This is a genomic window from Gilliamella sp. B14448G11, assembly GCF_016101765.1.
In the GTDB taxonomy this organism is placed as follows: domain Bacteria; phylum Pseudomonadota; class Gammaproteobacteria; order Enterobacterales; family Orbaceae; genus Gilliamella; species Gilliamella apicola_N.
Map to the genome: position 1 here is coordinate 1 of NZ_JACFPX010000025.1, position 16,353 is coordinate 16,353.

Here is a 16,353-nt window from a genome sequence, read left to right on the forward strand (position 1 = left end):
TATGATAATTTTTAAATCTCGACTATATTTTGACATAAAAAGACCCCCAGTTAGTGGTTGTCCAACTATTGGGGGTCACTTCATATCTCCGACTTTTTTGATGTTAAAGGCTCTTTTTTAATATTCATTTAACATTGTGTTTTATTATTTTATTTAAAACATAAAATGATTAGTCAAGAAGTTACTGATTAAATCATTTCAAATAAACCATAAATCTTAGTTAACTCACTGAAAATTTGTAACCCCTATCACTACAACCAAGCTTGCTTTATTTTTACTTGATAAAATTTCATCATAGTCGTTATGAAAAATTATCATCCCGCCGACTTAGTCGACATTCTACGAAAAATTGAAAACCTGATTCGCCCTGGTGTTATTTATCAAACCAATGGCGATCGGGTTAAAGTCCGTACTGGTGAATTAATTACAACATGGTTACCTTGGTTTAGTCATCGTGCGGGAAAAAGTCGCACATGGTGGCGCCCATCGGTAGGTGAACAAGTATTTATTTTAAGCCCTAATGGTAATCTTTCGTTAGGTTGCGTATTACCTAGCATTTATTGTGATACAAATCCTGCTCCAGCTAAATCTGATGATGGTTATATTGTGACATTCCCTGATGGTGCATCATTTGAATATGAACCTGAAACTAGTCAACTAACTATCAAAGGTATCAAAACCGCTGTGATTGAGGCCAGTGAACAAATAACCGCTAAAGCAGGTAGCAAAATTCAACTTGATACTCCATTAGTGGAGTGCAGTGATCATGTAACATTCAAATCATTTAGTGCTAGTGGTGGTGGAGCTAAAGGAAATACAGGCACATTAACTGGAAACGTCATTCATCAACAAGGTCAATTATCATCAAACGGTATTGTATTAGATTCTCACATCCACATTGGCGTTAAAGCTGGTGGTGATTCAACAGGAAAACCGCAATGAGTTACATAGGTATGAACAGCAAAACAGGGCGAACGATTAACGATATGGATCATATCAACCAATCGATTAAAGACATTCTTACGACACCGATTGGTTCCAGAATTGAGCGTCGTAGTTATGGTTCTTTACTGTTTTTACTTTTAGATAATCCAAATACAGAAGCAACAAAATTACGAGTGATTTCGGCAACGGTATTGGCACTTGCTCAATGGGAACCGAGAATAAAACTTGATGCTGTCGACGTATTTCCTGATAAAGAAAAATTAACCTTACAAATAACTGGTTCCCGAATAGACAAACCAAACCAAACATTTACTAGCGAAATCGAGGTAGCAACATGGCCACATTAACTGATCTTTCAAAATTACCCTCCCCAAATGTGATTGAATCATTAGATTTTGAGGAGATTTTTAATCGTCGCAAAGCTAAATTTCTTTCACTTTATAGTGCTCAAGATCAGGAAGAAGTTGCTAAAACATTACAATTTGAAAGTGAGCCGATTGTAAAGTTATTACAAGAAAGCAGCTATTACGAACTGCTTTTACGGCAACGAATAAACGAAGCATCACAAGCTCTTATGATTGCTCACGCTAAAGATCAGGATTTAGATAATTTAGGAGCAAATTTTAATGTTCATCGTTTAACCATTCAAGCTGAAGATAATAGTGTCGTTCCAGCTATTAAAGAGATCAAAGAAGCTGATAGTGATTTTAGAGTGCGAATTCAATCTGCATTTGAAGGCTTATCAGTCGCTGGCCCTCGAGCTGCTTATGAATTTTTTGCTCGAAGTGCTGATGGACGAGTATTAGATGCCGCAGCTGAAAGTCCATCACCAGCTTGTGTTACATTAGCAATATTATCACGCGATAATAATGGTGTTGCCTCAGATGAACTGATTGAAATCGTTAAAAAAGCAGTTAATCAAGACGATCGCCGTCCTATTGCTGATAGGGTAACCGTTAAATCGGTAGAATTAATTAACTATCAAATCAAAGCTAAACTTTACTTATATCCAGGACCAGAATCAGAGCCGATTAAAAAAACGGCCATGAATAATTTACAAGCTTATATTAGCGAAAAACATCGAATTGGACGAAGAATCAGTCGCAGTGCAATTATTTCAGCATTACATGTTGTTGGTGTACAGCGTGTTGAACTTCAAGAGCCTGCACAAGATATTATCATCAGCCGTGAGCAAGCTAGCTATTGTTCAAACTATCAGATTGAGGTAGCAGGTTATGGCGAATAAAACGCTACTCCCCCCTACTGCTACCAAACTTGAAAAAAATCTTTCACAAGCGATTGCTTGTGAGCCACCAATTCCACTACGTTCACTTTGGGATCCACAAACTTGTCCATATGAATTACTGCCTTATTTAGCATGGCAATATAGCGTAGACCGTTGGGATGAAGAATGGTCTGAGCAGATCAAACGAAAAGTCATTGCTGAAGCATTTGAAATTCATAAACTCAAAGGTACTAAAGAAGCAATTCGCCGTGCTGTCGAGCCATTTGGTTTTTTAATCAAAATTAGTGAATGGTGGCAAAACAATCAAACTCCAGGTTCTTTTACACTGGAAATTGGCGTATCAGATACTGGCATAACCGAAGAATATTATAACGAACTTAGTCGTATAATTGATGATGTGAAACCCGTATCTCGTCAATTATCAAATTTGGCGATTCAATTAGCCTCTAAAGGCTCCCTAACCATCGGTGTCAGTGGTTATGATGGTAATACATTAGCTATCTATCCTTATATCGCTGAAAAAGTAATAACGCAATCTGAAAGCCATTTTGGTGCAACTATTCATTTAATCGATACAATGAGCATAATACCATGAATCAAATCTACTATACAATCTTAACTAAACGAGGGGCGGCATTGTTAGCCAATGCTACCGCACTGGGCGTACCACTTAAAATAACTCAAATGGCAGTTGGAGATGGCAACGGTAAAATACCAAAACCGGATGAAAGCCAAACCAAATTAGTGCACGAAGTTAGACGTGCAGCTATCAACACACTATTTGTCGATAAAGAAAACCCCAATCAAATTATTGCAGAGCAAGTTATACCCGAGTCTGATGGCGGCTGGTTTATTCATGAAATTGGTTTGTTTGATGATAAAGGTAATCTAATCGCCGTAGGTAACTGCCCTGCTACCTATAAACCTAAATTAGCTGAAGGCAGTGGCCGAACACAAGTGATTAGAATGGTTATTATTGTAGACAATACCCAATCTATTCAATTAAAAATCGATCCGGCAGTGGTATTAGCTACCCGAGAATACGTTGATGATTTAATTACCGCAAAGATGACGATTCATGAAAAATCAATCAATCACCCAAATGCCACCACTAAATCTAAAGGTTTTGTACAATTAAATTCGGCAATTAATTCTAATATTGAAAACCAAGCCGCAACACCATTAGCTGTTAAAAAAGCCTATGATTTAGCAAACGGGGCGTTAAAAAAATCCGGCGACACAATGAGCGGTCAATTAATTTTGTCAGAACTCGGAATAAAACATAGATATAGTGACAGTGAAAATGTGATGGTATCGAGAACGAGCGGCGATGATTACGCACATGTATTCTATGATGCAAATAAAAAACAATGGAAGAGCAAATTAGTATATAACTCGACAAAAAACTCGTGGAGTTTTCAATCTATTGATGATGTCGTAATTAATGGTAAGTCAGTGCTAAAAACTGGAGATTACGGAATCGGCTCATTAACTGGCGCTCCAACTAGTAATCCAAATGATCGGTTACCAAGCGGTTGGTATGCAACTCAAACGTCTGATTTTCCAGATTTGTCCAGAAATGATTCAGCCACATTAGCTGTTTACGGTAGTTCACATAAAAACTTTTACGTTGAACAATTATTCGTTGTTGCATCAAAAACACCTAAAATATTTAACCGCTGCGCAACAATAGATGGTAAACAACAATGGTATGAAACTATCACAACATCCAACATTAACAACTATATCCCCGTTGGAATTCCTCAACCGTGGCCTAGTAACAATCTACCTTCTGGCTGGCTGGAGTGCAATGGTTCGGCTTTCGATAAAAATCAATTTCCAAAACTAGCAGTTGCATATCCTAATGGCTTCCTACCAGATTTACGCGGTTTATTTATTCGCGGTAAAGATAACGGACGTGGATTAGATCCCGATAGAGATATTTTAAGTTATCAGGACGATGCAATTCGGAACATTTGGGGTTCAGTGTATGGTTCGAATAATCCCGATCATGGTTTTCTAGGTGATTTAGTTAATGCTAATGGGACATTTAGATTAAATGGAGTAGGTAAAAAGAAAGGATTACCAAATGAGGGCGTCACTGCTTGGGGTTGTGAAGAGCTGATATTTGATCCGTCGATATCCTCCCCTGTAGCTCATGAAAACCGACCGCGTAATATCGCATTTACATATATAGTAAAAGCTGAATAATTAGGAGAAAAATAATGAAATATCAATTAAAACCAGAATCAGCAGTATTGGACAATAATGGTTTAACTCAATCAGCAGGCTGGGCAATTATTTATAATGTTGACGCTAAAGGTGAATTTTTACAAGCAACCTATCAATATTTACCAATTGGTGTTGGCTTACCGGCTAATGCTTATTTAGAATCGCCAAAAAGTGTTAAAGACAATCAAGCAATCATTCACGATGGACAACAATGGACCTATCCTACAGATTTACGTGGCACTAAGATTTATTCAATTGAAACAGGTGCAGAAACCACCCTTCAAGAGTTAGGTGAAATTCCTGATGGTTATACTGATTTAAAACCAGCAAGTGAATTTGATAGCTGGGATGGGGAAAAATGGCAATTTGATAAAAATAAACAGCATCAATGTGAAGTCAATCAAGCTTCAACCAAGAAAAATCAACTTCTCGCTGAAGCAACTACGCAAATCAGTTATTTACAAGATGCCGTTGATTCACAAATTGCCAGTGAACAAGAAGCGCAATTACTCGTTGAATGGAAAAAATATCGAGTGTTAGTAAATCGCATTGATATCGAACAAGCACCTAATATCGAATGGCCAAAACAACCTAAATAACTTTGATAGATAAACAAAAAACCTTAGTAATTTTGAAGTGACCCCATAAAGTTGGACACTTCAATTTTGACTAAGGTTTTTTATTCACATCTTATATTTCTAGCGATTGGTTGTTTTAGCTGTTTGTAATGATTTTTTTTACAAATCCTTCCATTAACTAATTTTTTTAGACTGTGTCACTATCTTTAGCAAGCCATTTTATAAAATGCAAATCCAATGCACTTTATAAAGTATTCATAAACTAGATATTTAAAACAAACACAATCAGCTCATTCGATCGTCTTATTAGCGATTCGAATTTTTATTTATAGGATAAAAATATGGGTCAAAAATTTTATACGTTACTTACTCAACAAGGGGCAGCATTACTAGCAAATGCTACTGCTTTAGGTATTCCACTCAAATTAAGTAAGATGGCTGTTGGTGATGCAAATGGTAATCCGACAACACCAGATGCTAGTCAAACCAAATTAGTTCACGAAGTGTATCAAGCACCACTTAATTCATTAAACACTGATGAAAAAAATCCTAATCAAATTATCGCTGAATTAGTTATTCCTGAAAATCAAGGCGGTTGGTTTATTAATGAAATCGGCTTATATGATAAAGATGATAATTTAGTTGCTGTCGGTAATTGCCCTGCCACCTATAAACCAAAATTATCTGAAGGCAGTGGTCGCACACAAGTCATACGAATGATTATTGTGGTTGATAATGTTAATGCTGTTGCTCTTAAAATTGATCCATCGGTGGTATTAGCCACCCGTCAATATGTGGACGATTTAATTACCAGCAAAATAGTAAATCATGAAAAAACAACTAATCACCCAAATGCGACTACTACATCAAAAGGTTTTGTGCAATTAAATTCAGCTACTGATTCAACAATTGAAAATCAAGCTGCAACTCCCAAAGCAGTTCGAGATACTTATGAATATGCAAGATTTTCCGACATAAAAGCTCAGTCTGCATATGATCATGCAAGCGCAGCACATAAACGAATTGATCCAATTGCAGATAAATTTCATTGCGACCTATATGAATCTCGCATCTATTCAGAAGATAAACGATTTTGCTTACTTATACGTAATGATGGTTTAGCTGCTGGATATAATGTCAATGAAAATAAAGTAATGTGGTACTTTCAAAAAGATGGGGCTTTAAATGCAAAAATATCAGTGAGTAATATTTTTGATTTAGAAAACTTTATTGGTGATAAAACAATCCCTGTTGGAATCCCTCAACCATGGCCTAGTAACAACCTACCTTCTGGCTGGCTAGAGTGCAATGGTTCGGCTTTCGATAAAAATCAATTTCCAAAACTGGCTGCCGCATACTCTCAAGGTTTTTTGCCTGACTTACGAGGTGAATTTATTAGAGGATGGGATAACTTTAGAGGTGTCGATCCAGAACGTGAATTGCTGAGTTGGGAAACCGATGCCATCAGGAATATATATGGAGAGTTTAAAACAGCTGCTAATCCTGAATATGCTAGTGGGGTTTTTAATACAATTCCAGCAAATACTCGTCATATAAGAAGTAGTTTAGATCCTAACAATGCAACAATTGTTTTTAATGCTTCAAGTGTTGTACCTGTTGCACATGAAAACCGACCACGCAATATCGCATTTATGTATATCGTTAAAGCAGAATAAATAGGAGAAAAATAATGAAATATCAATTAAAACCAGAATCAGCAGTATTAGATAATAATGGTTTAACTCAATCAGCAGGCTGGGCAATTATTTATAATGTTGACGCTAAAGGTGAATTTTTACAAGCAACCTATCAATATTTACCAATTGGTGTTGGCTTACCGGCTAATGCTTATTTAGAATCGCCAAAAAGTGTTAAAGACAATCAAGCAATCATTCACGATGGTCAACAATGGACCTATCCTACAGATTTACGTGGCACTAAGATTTATTCAATTGAAACAGGTGCAGAAACCACCCTTCAAGAGTTAGGTGAAATTCCTGATGGTTATACTGATTTAAAACCTGCAAGTGAATTTGATAGCTGGGATGGGGAAAAATGGCAATTTGATAAAAATAAACAGCTTCAATATGAAATCAATCAAGCTTCAACCAAGAAAAATCAACTTCTCGCTGAAGCAACTACGCAAATCAGTTATTTACAAGATGCTGTTGATTCACAAATTGCCAGTGAACAAGAAGCGCAATTACTCGTTGAATGGAAAAAATATCGAGTGTTAGTAAATCGCATTGATATCGAACAAGCACCTAATATCGAATGGCCAGAAAATCCAAATAACTAATTTTGATATCAATCACTGTCATTTACTAATACGATTTAGCATAGTAAATGGCAGTTTTTATGTCTGATATATACATCTTATAAAGTAAATATTTTCACTATAAATTGTAGTAATTTCCACTACAAATCCAATCACTAACTCCTTTGTATTAAATATGTAAATATTGATAAGTACATTAACTTTATGATATGTAAACCACAACGGAGAACTTATGGCTAACGACTATCATCACGGCGTCCGAGTCATCGAAATCAATGAAGGTTCACGCTCTATCAGAACAGTATCAACTGCTGTTATTGGTATTGTTTGTACTGGCGATGATGCCGATGCGACGCATTTTCCACTTAACACTCCTGTCTTAATTACAAATGTCAATACCGCAATCGGTAAAGCTGGCTCGACGGGAACACTTAAATCAACACTAGAAGCAATTGCAGATCAATGTTCGCCTGTTATTGTTGCAGTTCGTGTTGAAAAAGGTGCAACTATTGAAGAAACTGAAGCAAATATCATTGGTACCACGACTGAAGATGGCAAATATACCGGTATGAAAGCACTGCTTTCAGCACAAACTCAGTTAAAAGTAAAACCACGTATATTAGGTGTGCCTGGTTATGACTCATTACCTGTTGCTACCGCACTAATCTCATTAGCACAAAAATTACGTGCCTTTTGTTATGTTTCAGCTTATGGTGCTAAAACTAAAGAGCAAGCCGTACTTTATCGCGATAAATTAGGTGCTCGTGAAGCTATGGTAATTTGGCCAGATTTTGTCGGCTTTGACACCACACAAAAACAAAATGTCACTTTAGCTGCAACGGCTAGAGCTTTAGGACTACGTGCCCAAATTGACCAAAAAGTTGGTTGGCATAAAACATTATCAAATGTTCCTGTCAATGGTGTCACAGGTATTTCTAACGATGTCTTTTGGGATTTGCAAGAAGAAAGCTCTGACTCAAATTACTTAAACGAACACGATGTAACTACCCTAATTTGCAATCAAGGCTATCGCTTCTGGGGATCTCGTACTTGTTCTGCTGATACATTATTTGCGTTTGAAAACTACACTCGTACAGCACAAGTATTAGCTGACACTATTGCTGAAGCACAATTCCAATTAGTTGACGCACCAATGCATGCCTCTTTAATTAAAGACTTAGTTGAATCAATTAATAATAAATTCCGTGAACTAAAATCTAACGGCTACATTATTGATGGTAAAGCATGGTTTGATCCTGAAGCTAATACAGCAGACATTCTAAAAGCTGGCAAATTATATATTGATTATGATTATACACCAGTCCCACCACTTGAAAATCTTATGTTACGCCAACGCATTACCGATAAATATTTGGTTGAGCTGGCTAATTCTGTCGCCACTAACTAAGGAGAACAATTAAATGGCTCTACCTAAAAAACTCAAATACTTCAATGTCTATGTCAACGGGACATCTTTTGCTGGTGAAGTCGAATCATTCACACCACCCAAATTAACCAGAAAATTTGAAAACTATCGTGGTGCAGGTATGCCTGGTAGCGTGCCAATCGACATGGGATATGAAGATGACGCATTAAATGTTGAATGGACAATCGGTGGGTTAGCTCACGAAGTGCTTAAACAGCATGGAGGCTTACTCAATGGTGTTACATTACGTTTTGCTGGTGCTTACCAAAAAGATGATAGTGAAGATTTTGTTAAAGTCGAAATCATCGTTAATGGGCGCCACAAAGAACAAGATCGTGGTGAACTAAAACAAGGTGAAAGCAACTCGACTAAAATCACTACACAATGTACATACTATAAAGAGATCATCAACAACGAAGAAATTACTGAAATCGACCTTATCAACATGATCGACAAAGTAAACGGTGAAGATCGTCTATCCAAAGCACGCAGTGCCATTGGACTATAACCATTAATTTAAAACTAATCATTTAAATTAAAAAGCCCGCGAGGGCTTCTTACGAGAGAAAACAAATGACTAACAGCAAAAAAATTACGTTAAAAACTGGACTAAAATCAGGTAAAACAACCATAAACGAAATTACTGTCCGCAAACCTTTAACCGGTGATTTACGTGGCGTTAAATTAATCGAATTTATTGATTTAGATATCGACTCTTTAGCAAAAGTACTACCACGCATTACCACTCCATCAATTGCTGAACATGAAGTATTTAATTTAGATTTAATTGACTTATCAGAGATCACTAAAGAGGTAATTAATTTTTTGTCCCAGAACTCGAACGATGCCAACAAGGAATCCCCAACCGAGTAGAGGAGGCAATGGCAGATATTGCGCTAATCTTTCACTGGCAACCATCTGCCATGGATGAATTAAACTTATCTGAACTTATGGAATGGCGAGAGCATGCTCGCGTCAGAAACGGTACCAATAATTCTGAATAATCATTAAGAAAATTATCAAAAATAAAAGGTACCGTTTGACAGCATTGATTTTTTGAATAATTTAAAAAAACGAATCAATACACAATTAATGCACTCAACATAAACATCATTAATCAAAATCAGAGAAACAGAGTTAATTAATTATGTCCAAAAAATCCAAGAAAAAACCAAATCAAAAAAATAAAATATCTGGAGCTAACAATACGAATAAGCCTAGATCAAATACAAAGTCTTCTGAAACTAGTCAGTCAAAAAAAGTTAATACACAGGCTAATACGGAAACTACTGACAAAAATTCAGATGACAAAGAAAAAAAAAGCTCGCCAAGTAAAAAGATAAAAGAAATTGGCACAAATCTTGGCAAACCAATATTGTATCAAGTTGAGTCCTTTATTGAACTTGATCAAGCTATGAATAAAATTGCAAGGCAATTTAAAGGGCTTTATGACCTAGAAGGCAAACCGACTGAATTATTTGGCAGTATGAAAGAGCAAATTCAATCACTAAGTCAACAAATACCGACAGCTAGAGGAGCATTAGATATTGCTGAACAAGTAGAATCTAATGCCAAATTAGGTATAACCAAACAAAGCGATCCAATAAGTGAACAACAAAAAAAACTGCTAAACTTTACCAAAATCACGGCAATGTCAGCCAACGCGTTTGGTTTACCAGCTAAAGAATTAGCAACAGATATGAGTGAAATTGCCAAACTATTTAATATTCCGATAGAAAATATTGAAAACTTAGCCGACACAATTAATTATCTAAGTGACAACACCGATGTTAATGCAGCTAATATCATTAGTTCGTTAAAAGGTATGGATGATATTGCTGATAAACTCGATTTCAAACAAGTTATGGCATTAAATTCAACGTTCTTAAACCTGAATATAAAACCAGATGGTGCGATTGCTGCCACCAATGCTATCGTCAATAGTTTATCAAAAGCCACAACGCAATCAGAGCAATTCCAACAAACATTACAGTCAATTGGATTCGATGCCAGTAAAATAGAACAAGACATGTCAATTGATGCCATTGACACAATACAAAAAGTACTGACAACTATTAAACAACAGAATACTACCCAACAAACAGAAATTCTTAGTAAGTTATTTGGTAGTGAACAAGCCCAAAATACGGGCAAACTTACCAATAATTTGCCTTTACTTACTCAACAACAATCAGTAATTAATGATCCAAATGCAATGGGTTCTTTACAAATAAAAGCAGATATTGACAGTAAAAGTTTTGCGTCACAATTTCAATTATTAAAAGCCACATTTAATAACCTCTTAAGTTCGATGGGCGGTTCCATGCAAGGAGTAATAGTTGGAGCAATGCCATGGTTAACAGATCTCATGGCAAATACTCAGCAATGGGTAAATAACCACCCTACTTTTGTCGCGACCTTTATGGAAATAATTTCAATCACCTCTATGGCAAGTACAGCATTAGGCGCATTAGGAGAAATTCCGATTAAAACTTTAACGAGTGCATTTAAAGGTTTAGGCGCTGTTATCTCGACAGTTGGTCGAGCATTTTTACTCAATCCTATTGGGATTGTCGTTATGGCAATTGCCGCTGCTGCTCTTGTAATAAGAAAATATTGGGAACCAATTAGTGCCTTTTTCAGTGGTTTTTGGGAAGGATTGACTAATGAAATAAAGCCAATCATTGATACTTTTTCATTCTTAGGTCCGGTATTTAGCGCTATAGGTGATGCAATAGGCGGAGTGATTAATTGGTTTAGTCAATTATTAACGCCAATCAAATTAACTAATGAAGAGTTTGAAAGTTGTAAATCGGCAGGAGTATCTTTTGGTTCAATTGTTGGTAGCATCATTATGGCACCAATCAAACTATTTGAAACACTCTTTGAAGTAGTGAGTAATGTTTGGGATCTTATTATGTCATTACCTGACAAAATAAAAGAACTACCTGACAAAATAGGACAAATTTTTACTGGTGAAAATGGATTATTCAATAAGTTTTTAAAAATTGGCGGCGATATTATAGACGGCCTAACAAATGGTATCAAAAATGCATGGAACGGGTTAAAAGATAGCATATCAGATGTCGCTAGTAATATATGTAGTTGGTTCAAATCAAAACTAGGAATTAATTCACCATCAAAAGTCTTTAAAGAGTTTGGTATTAACACTATTGAAGGGTATCAACTTGGGATCGATGGAACACAAGACGTTGCGCTAGACTCAATGAGTAAGTTTGCTAACAAAGTCACAACAAATGCGCCACACATGCCATTAAATACCATGAATAATAGAACAGTTCCTATTGCCAATTCGGGGATTAGTAATATTCAAGGAGGAACATCACAATACTATATCACCATCAATGCAGCTCCTGGCATGAATGAACAAGAGTTAGTCAGAGCTATCACTCAAGAACTGGATCGTCGAGAGCAACAACAACTATTTCAAATTAAAAGCAGCTTAAGGGATATCTACTAAAATGATGATGTGTTACGGATTTTTTGTTTTCAACTTAAAAACATTACCCTACAAAAGTATGAAAGTAAACAAAAGTTGGAGCTGGGCTAGTAATAATAGAGTTAATAAACGCTCAGCATTACAGTTTACAGGACCTAATAACGAAACAATAAACCTATCTGGTTCAGTATATAGTGAAATAACTCATGGTAGAGTCAGCCTTGAAGTTCTAGAACGTATGGCTTATTTATCAGTACCAATGCCACTAATTGAAGGGGATGGTGTACCACTTGGTTTCTTTGTTTTAAATAGTGTAGAAAAAACTTACACCGAACTAGATCGTCACGGTTCTCCAAAAAAAATCGATTTCACAATAAACCTAACTAAAGTAGATATTCCAGACTTCTTTGGTGAAAGCGGCATCAAAGATATTATTGATATTATTATATAGGTACAACATGGCCAGCCCTTTCTTTAAAATTTTATTATTAGATGATAATAATAAACAAGACATTACTAAAGAGTTTGATAATCGTCTAATATCAATGACATTTGTCGATAATAATGGATTTCAAGCAGATACAATAACTTTAGTTATTGATGATTCCGATCAAAAAGTTAATTTACCCAAAAAAGGGGTTAAATTAGAAATTACGCTTGGATGGAGTGCTGATAACAAAAGAACTACGATGGACAACCAAGAAGAGGTAATCTTTGAAGCAAATATAAAAAATGTTTTTACCATTACTCAAGTCACGCATTCTGGAACACCTGATATCATCACTATTCAAGGTACTAGTGCCAATCTATCGGGAGAAATAATAAGTGTTAATCGTGAAGAATCTTATGATAGTATTACTTTAGGTAATTTAATCGCTACCATTGCTAAACGCAATAATTTAACTTATCGCTATGATAAAGAAATAGGTTCAAAATATATTCCACATATTGACCAGACCCGAGAATCAGACAGTTCTTTTCTTACACGGTTAATTGATGAGTATGGTGGTGGGATCACCGTTAAAAATGATATCTTGATCGTCTTCAATAAAGGGCTAGGAATAACCGTAAATGGCAAGACTATTCCTCCTGCGAAAATTAAAAGAGAGTCAGGAAACTCACACTCTTATACAATTAGTAATCGTAATCAATATGCTGGTGTGCAAACATTCTGGTATAATTACAAAAACCCAACTAAAGAACCACAAAAAATTATCTATAAAGAACAATTAGATAAGAGTTCTGTTTATTATGAAGGTTCTAAAGATAAAATCAAAGTTTTAAGAAATATCTTTGCAAATAAAGAAAGCGCTATAGAAGCTGCTAAAAGTGAAATGAAAAAAATTCAACGTGGTACAGCATTTTTTAAACTTAAACTTGCCTTAGGTCGTCCGGATTTATTTACTGAAATGCCTGTTGAAGTTACTGGTTTCAAACCAGAAATAAACTCAACCCAATGGACCATTGCTAAATGTACACATTCATTAAGTAAACAATCAGGATTTACAACTGAAGTTGAATTGGAAATAAAACCCCAAGAACAAAGTTACGAAAATATACTCCCAACCAAAAAGCCTAAAGGCACAGTAAAATAACCTTAACAAGATTGGGTGAATAATTTTAAACCTATGTAAATGATGGCTCATCACAAAGAGTCATCAACTTAATCAAAAAACTTATTAAAATTGATAGCTAATCAAGCTATAGTTCATCTAAACTTTACGGCCATTTAATCAAAAGCAATGTAAAATTAAATAAAAAGTAAAATAAAAAAACACTAGACTTAAGTTTAAATTAATGTAAAATTAAATTAAACTTAATAAAAGAGGTTTGTCACATGAAATGTCCACATTGTCGAAATAAAACATTTATAAGATCGAGTGAAGAAATTAGTAACTTAACCCGCAAACAGTATTACCAATGCTCCAACATATTTTGCGGACATACTTTCACTGCAATGCAATCCATATCTGAAACTATTGTACCAAGCGCAATCCCAGATCCAAAAGTTAACATACCAATATCGCCATACAGCCGACACGCCAAAAAAGCCTAAAACATTACCAGGTTGAGTCATAAATCAATCTGGTCCCCTATTCCTAGCACAACTATCTACTATCTACTATCTACTATCTACTATCTACTATCTACTATCTACTATCTACTATCTACTATCTACTATCTACTATCTACTATTATACAAGATAAAAAGATTAAATTAGAAAAATATCAACCGCCATTTTATCGCCAAAATCCAAAATCACACGATTAACTAAATATTATAAAAGGAAGTAACTTATTGAATTTAAATATCTTTGATGGTGGCCCCTACTGGACTTGAACCAGTGACCAATCGATTATGAGTCGACTGCTCTGACCAACTGAGCTAAGGGGCCATTTAGATGTGCTACTGACTTAGTAGGGTTGCGATTATAATAGAGTTAAATGGAATTTGCTATAGTTAAATTAATAAAAAAGGTTGATTTGCTTATTTATTAAGCTTTATTTTATTGGATTTTGGTCAGTTATAAGATCTGATATTATTTGTTTAATTATCCTGATACAATAATTCGGTTTATTTTCGTGCTTTATTGGTTGAGGGAATATTATGTCTATAAAAAAATTATTACTTATTAGTGCAGCCATTTCAACATCATTGTTTTTAAATGCTTGTAGTGGTTCTAACTATCAACCTACGGCTGCTGGTAGTCAAGTTCAGTTTATTGATACTAAGCCTGCTGCTAACTGTCAATATTTAGGTAAAGCAGAAGGTCGTCGTAGTACTTTCTTTTCTGGTTTAAAAACTCACAGTGAGCTTATTCGTGATGCAGCATCGGAACTTAGAAATAATGCCGCGGCGATGGGTGGAAATATGATTTATAATGCGCAAGATGCCTCACAACAATATATTTCTGATATTGCACCAACAGATGTAGTCATGGTCGGTGAAGTTTATAATTGTAAATAACATTATTATTTAATAAAAAAGGGAGATTTATTCTCCCTTTTTTTAATTTAAACTTGGTTTAACCATTATGTTTTTCAAATTGCTGCATAAAATCAATTAAGTAATTTACCCCATCAATATCCATTGCATTGTAGATTGATGCCCGCATACCGCCAGCAATTCGATGACCTTTAATACCAATGATGTTCGCCTTAGTTGCTTCGCTAACAAATTTTTTATCGAGTTCTTCATTCGGTGATAAGAAAGTAACATTCATTATCGACCTATTAGCTGTAGCAACAGTATTGCGATAAAAATCAGATTGATCAATAAATTGATAAAGTAATTGCGCTTTAGCTTGATTACGCTTTTGCATTGCATTCAATCCCCCAAGACTTTTAATCCATTTAAAGACTAATCCAGACATATACCAAGCAAATGTTGGAGGGGTGTTAAACATTGAATCATGATCTTGCAAAGTTTTATAATCTAATACTGACGGTAGGATTTTATGAGCATAACCAATAAGATCCTCACGTACAATAACAATTGTAATACCTGATGGACCAATATTTTTTTGTGCGCCCGCATAGACTATGCCATATTTACTTACATCAATGGGTTGCGATAATATACAAGATGAAAAATCGGCAACAACTGTTTTATCACCAAAACTAGGCTCTTCAAAAATTTCAATACCGTCAATAGTTTCATTTGGACAATAGTGTACATAAGCCGAATCATCGCTTAATTTCCATTCAGACATAGGTTTAACCGAGGTTAGACCGTTTTCTTTTACAACAACATTTTGTTCCTTTATTTGACAATATTTGCTGGCTTCTTTAGCAGCACATTGGCTCCAATATCCGCTATTTATATAATCGGCAGTAGTTTTATTACCTAAAATATTCAATGGTACAGCGGCAAATTGTGCTCGAGCACCACCTTGGCAAAACAAAATTTTATAATTTTTCGGTACGTTTAATATCTCACGCAGATCGTCTGTTGCTTCAATAGCACATGCATCAAAATCTTTGCCTCTATGGCTTAATTCCATAACAGAAGCATCAGTATTATGCCAATTTAACAGTTCATTTTGTACTTGCTTTAATACATCAACAGGTAATTTGGCTGGGCCAGCACTAAAGTTATAACTTCTACTCATTACAGTTCACTTCAATCCATTTAAAAAAGAGCTCTATTTTTACACTCTCTTAAAAGATATACAATCACATTATTAG

The 16,353-nt window shown here is 35.3% G+C and carries 18 protein-coding genes and 1 tRNA gene; 17 read left to right on the forward strand and 2 right to left on the reverse strand.

Annotated features, from left to right (window positions below; all coding sequences use genetic code 11):
- Positions 1-303 precede the first annotated feature (303 nt).
- The 16 genes from H3S88_RS12355 (at position 304) to H3S88_RS13610 (ending at position 14,221) form a co-directional block, all read left to right on the forward strand.
- Positions 304-942 (forward strand): phage baseplate assembly protein V, encoded by a 639-nt coding sequence (locus H3S88_RS12355; RefSeq protein WP_198229057.1) that lies wholly within the window; start codon positions 304-306, stop codon positions 940-942.
- The gene (locus H3S88_RS12360) at positions 939-1,292 is read left to right on the forward strand and encodes a GPW/gp25 family protein (protein ID WP_086359666.1); all 354 of its coding nucleotides are present in this window, start codon (positions 939-941) and stop codon (positions 1,290-1,292) included. Before H3S88_RS12355 ends, H3S88_RS12360 begins: the two co-directional genes overlap by 4 nt.
- Complete coding sequence (locus H3S88_RS12365) at positions 1,280-2,191, forward strand: baseplate J/gp47 family protein (protein WP_198229058.1); 912 nt, start codon at positions 1,280-1,282, stop codon at positions 2,189-2,191. The genes H3S88_RS12360 and H3S88_RS12365 overlap by 13 nt, the downstream gene beginning before the upstream one ends.
- Complete coding sequence (locus H3S88_RS12370; RefSeq protein ID WP_198229059.1) at positions 2,181-2,786, forward strand: phage tail protein I; 606 nt, start codon at positions 2,181-2,183, stop codon at positions 2,784-2,786. Before H3S88_RS12365 ends, H3S88_RS12370 begins: the two co-directional genes overlap by 11 nt.
- On the forward strand, positions 2,783-4,402 hold the full coding sequence (locus H3S88_RS12375; protein ID WP_198229060.1) for a phage tail protein: 1,620 nt from the start codon (positions 2,783-2,785) through the stop codon (positions 4,400-4,402). The genes H3S88_RS12370 and H3S88_RS12375 overlap by 4 nt, the downstream gene beginning before the upstream one ends.
- 14 nt (positions 4,403-4,416) lie before the next feature.
- Complete coding sequence (locus H3S88_RS12380; RefSeq protein WP_198229061.1) at positions 4,417-5,022, forward strand: tail fiber assembly protein; 606 nt, start codon at positions 4,417-4,419, stop codon at positions 5,020-5,022.
- A 320-nt stretch (positions 5,023-5,342) separates the two neighbouring features.
- A complete protein-coding gene (locus H3S88_RS12385) occupies positions 5,343-6,677 on the forward strand; it encodes a phage tail protein (RefSeq protein ID WP_198229062.1) in 1,335 nt (444 codons plus the stop codon).
- A gap of 14 nt (positions 6,678-6,691) precedes the next feature.
- Positions 6,692-7,300: a tail fiber assembly protein gene (locus H3S88_RS12390; RefSeq protein WP_198229063.1), complete on the forward strand. Its 609-nt coding sequence runs from the start codon at positions 6,692-6,694 to the stop codon at positions 7,298-7,300.
- Positions 7,301-7,511: 211 nt separating this feature from the next.
- Positions 7,512-8,687 (forward strand): phage tail sheath protein, encoded by a 1,176-nt coding sequence (locus H3S88_RS12395; protein WP_198229064.1) that lies wholly within the window; start codon positions 7,512-7,514, stop codon positions 8,685-8,687.
- Between the two features lie 13 nt (positions 8,688-8,700).
- Positions 8,701-9,213: a phage major tail tube protein gene (locus H3S88_RS12400; protein WP_086326490.1), complete on the forward strand. Its 513-nt coding sequence runs from the start codon at positions 8,701-8,703 to the stop codon at positions 9,211-9,213.
- A 65-nt stretch (positions 9,214-9,278) separates the two neighbouring features.
- A complete protein-coding gene (locus H3S88_RS12405; RefSeq protein WP_144093005.1) occupies positions 9,279-9,578 on the forward strand; it encodes a phage tail assembly protein in 300 nt (99 codons plus the stop codon).
- An 8-nt stretch (positions 9,579-9,586) separates the two neighbouring features.
- Complete coding sequence (locus H3S88_RS12410; protein ID WP_086326492.1) at positions 9,587-9,709, forward strand: GpE family phage tail protein; 123 nt, start codon at positions 9,587-9,589, stop codon at positions 9,707-9,709.
- Between the two features lie 143 nt (positions 9,710-9,852).
- Entirely contained in the window at positions 9,853-12,186 is a 2,334-nt protein-coding gene (locus H3S88_RS12415; protein WP_198229065.1) for a phage tail tape measure protein, read from the forward strand.
- A gap of 1 nt (position 12,187) precedes the next feature.
- A complete protein-coding gene (locus H3S88_RS12420) occupies positions 12,188-12,616 on the forward strand; it encodes a phage tail protein (RefSeq protein WP_198229066.1) in 429 nt (142 codons plus the stop codon).
- A 7-nt stretch (positions 12,617-12,623) separates the two neighbouring features.
- Positions 12,624-13,760 carry a contractile injection system protein, VgrG/Pvc8 family gene (locus tag H3S88_RS12425; RefSeq protein ID WP_198229067.1) on the forward strand — a complete coding sequence of 379 codons (1,137 nt, stop codon included), beginning with the start codon at positions 12,624-12,626 and terminating at the stop codon, positions 13,758-13,760.
- A 242-nt stretch (positions 13,761-14,002) separates the two neighbouring features.
- A complete protein-coding gene (locus tag H3S88_RS13610; protein WP_080692454.1) occupies positions 14,003-14,221 on the forward strand; it encodes an ogr/Delta-like zinc finger family protein in 219 nt (72 codons plus the stop codon).
- A gap of 263 nt (positions 14,222-14,484) precedes the next feature.
- On the opposite strand, the gene H3S88_RS12435 is transcribed toward H3S88_RS13610, so the two are convergent.
- Positions 14,485-14,561, reverse strand: a tRNA-Ile gene (locus tag H3S88_RS12435).
- Between the two features lie 212 nt (positions 14,562-14,773).
- Here H3S88_RS12435 and H3S88_RS12440 point away from each other — a divergent pair.
- Positions 14,774-15,133: a DUF4156 domain-containing protein gene (locus H3S88_RS12440; RefSeq protein ID WP_198229068.1), complete on the forward strand. Its 360-nt coding sequence runs from the start codon at positions 14,774-14,776 to the stop codon at positions 15,131-15,133.
- A gap of 58 nt (positions 15,134-15,191) precedes the next feature.
- On the opposite strand, the gene serC is transcribed toward H3S88_RS12440, so the two are convergent.
- Positions 15,192-16,277, reverse strand: a complete 1,086-nt coding sequence (gene serC / locus H3S88_RS12445; protein ID WP_198229069.1) for a 3-phosphoserine/phosphohydroxythreonine transaminase — start codon at positions 16,275-16,277, stop codon at positions 15,192-15,194.
- Between the last annotated feature and the right edge of the window lie 76 nt (positions 16,278-16,353).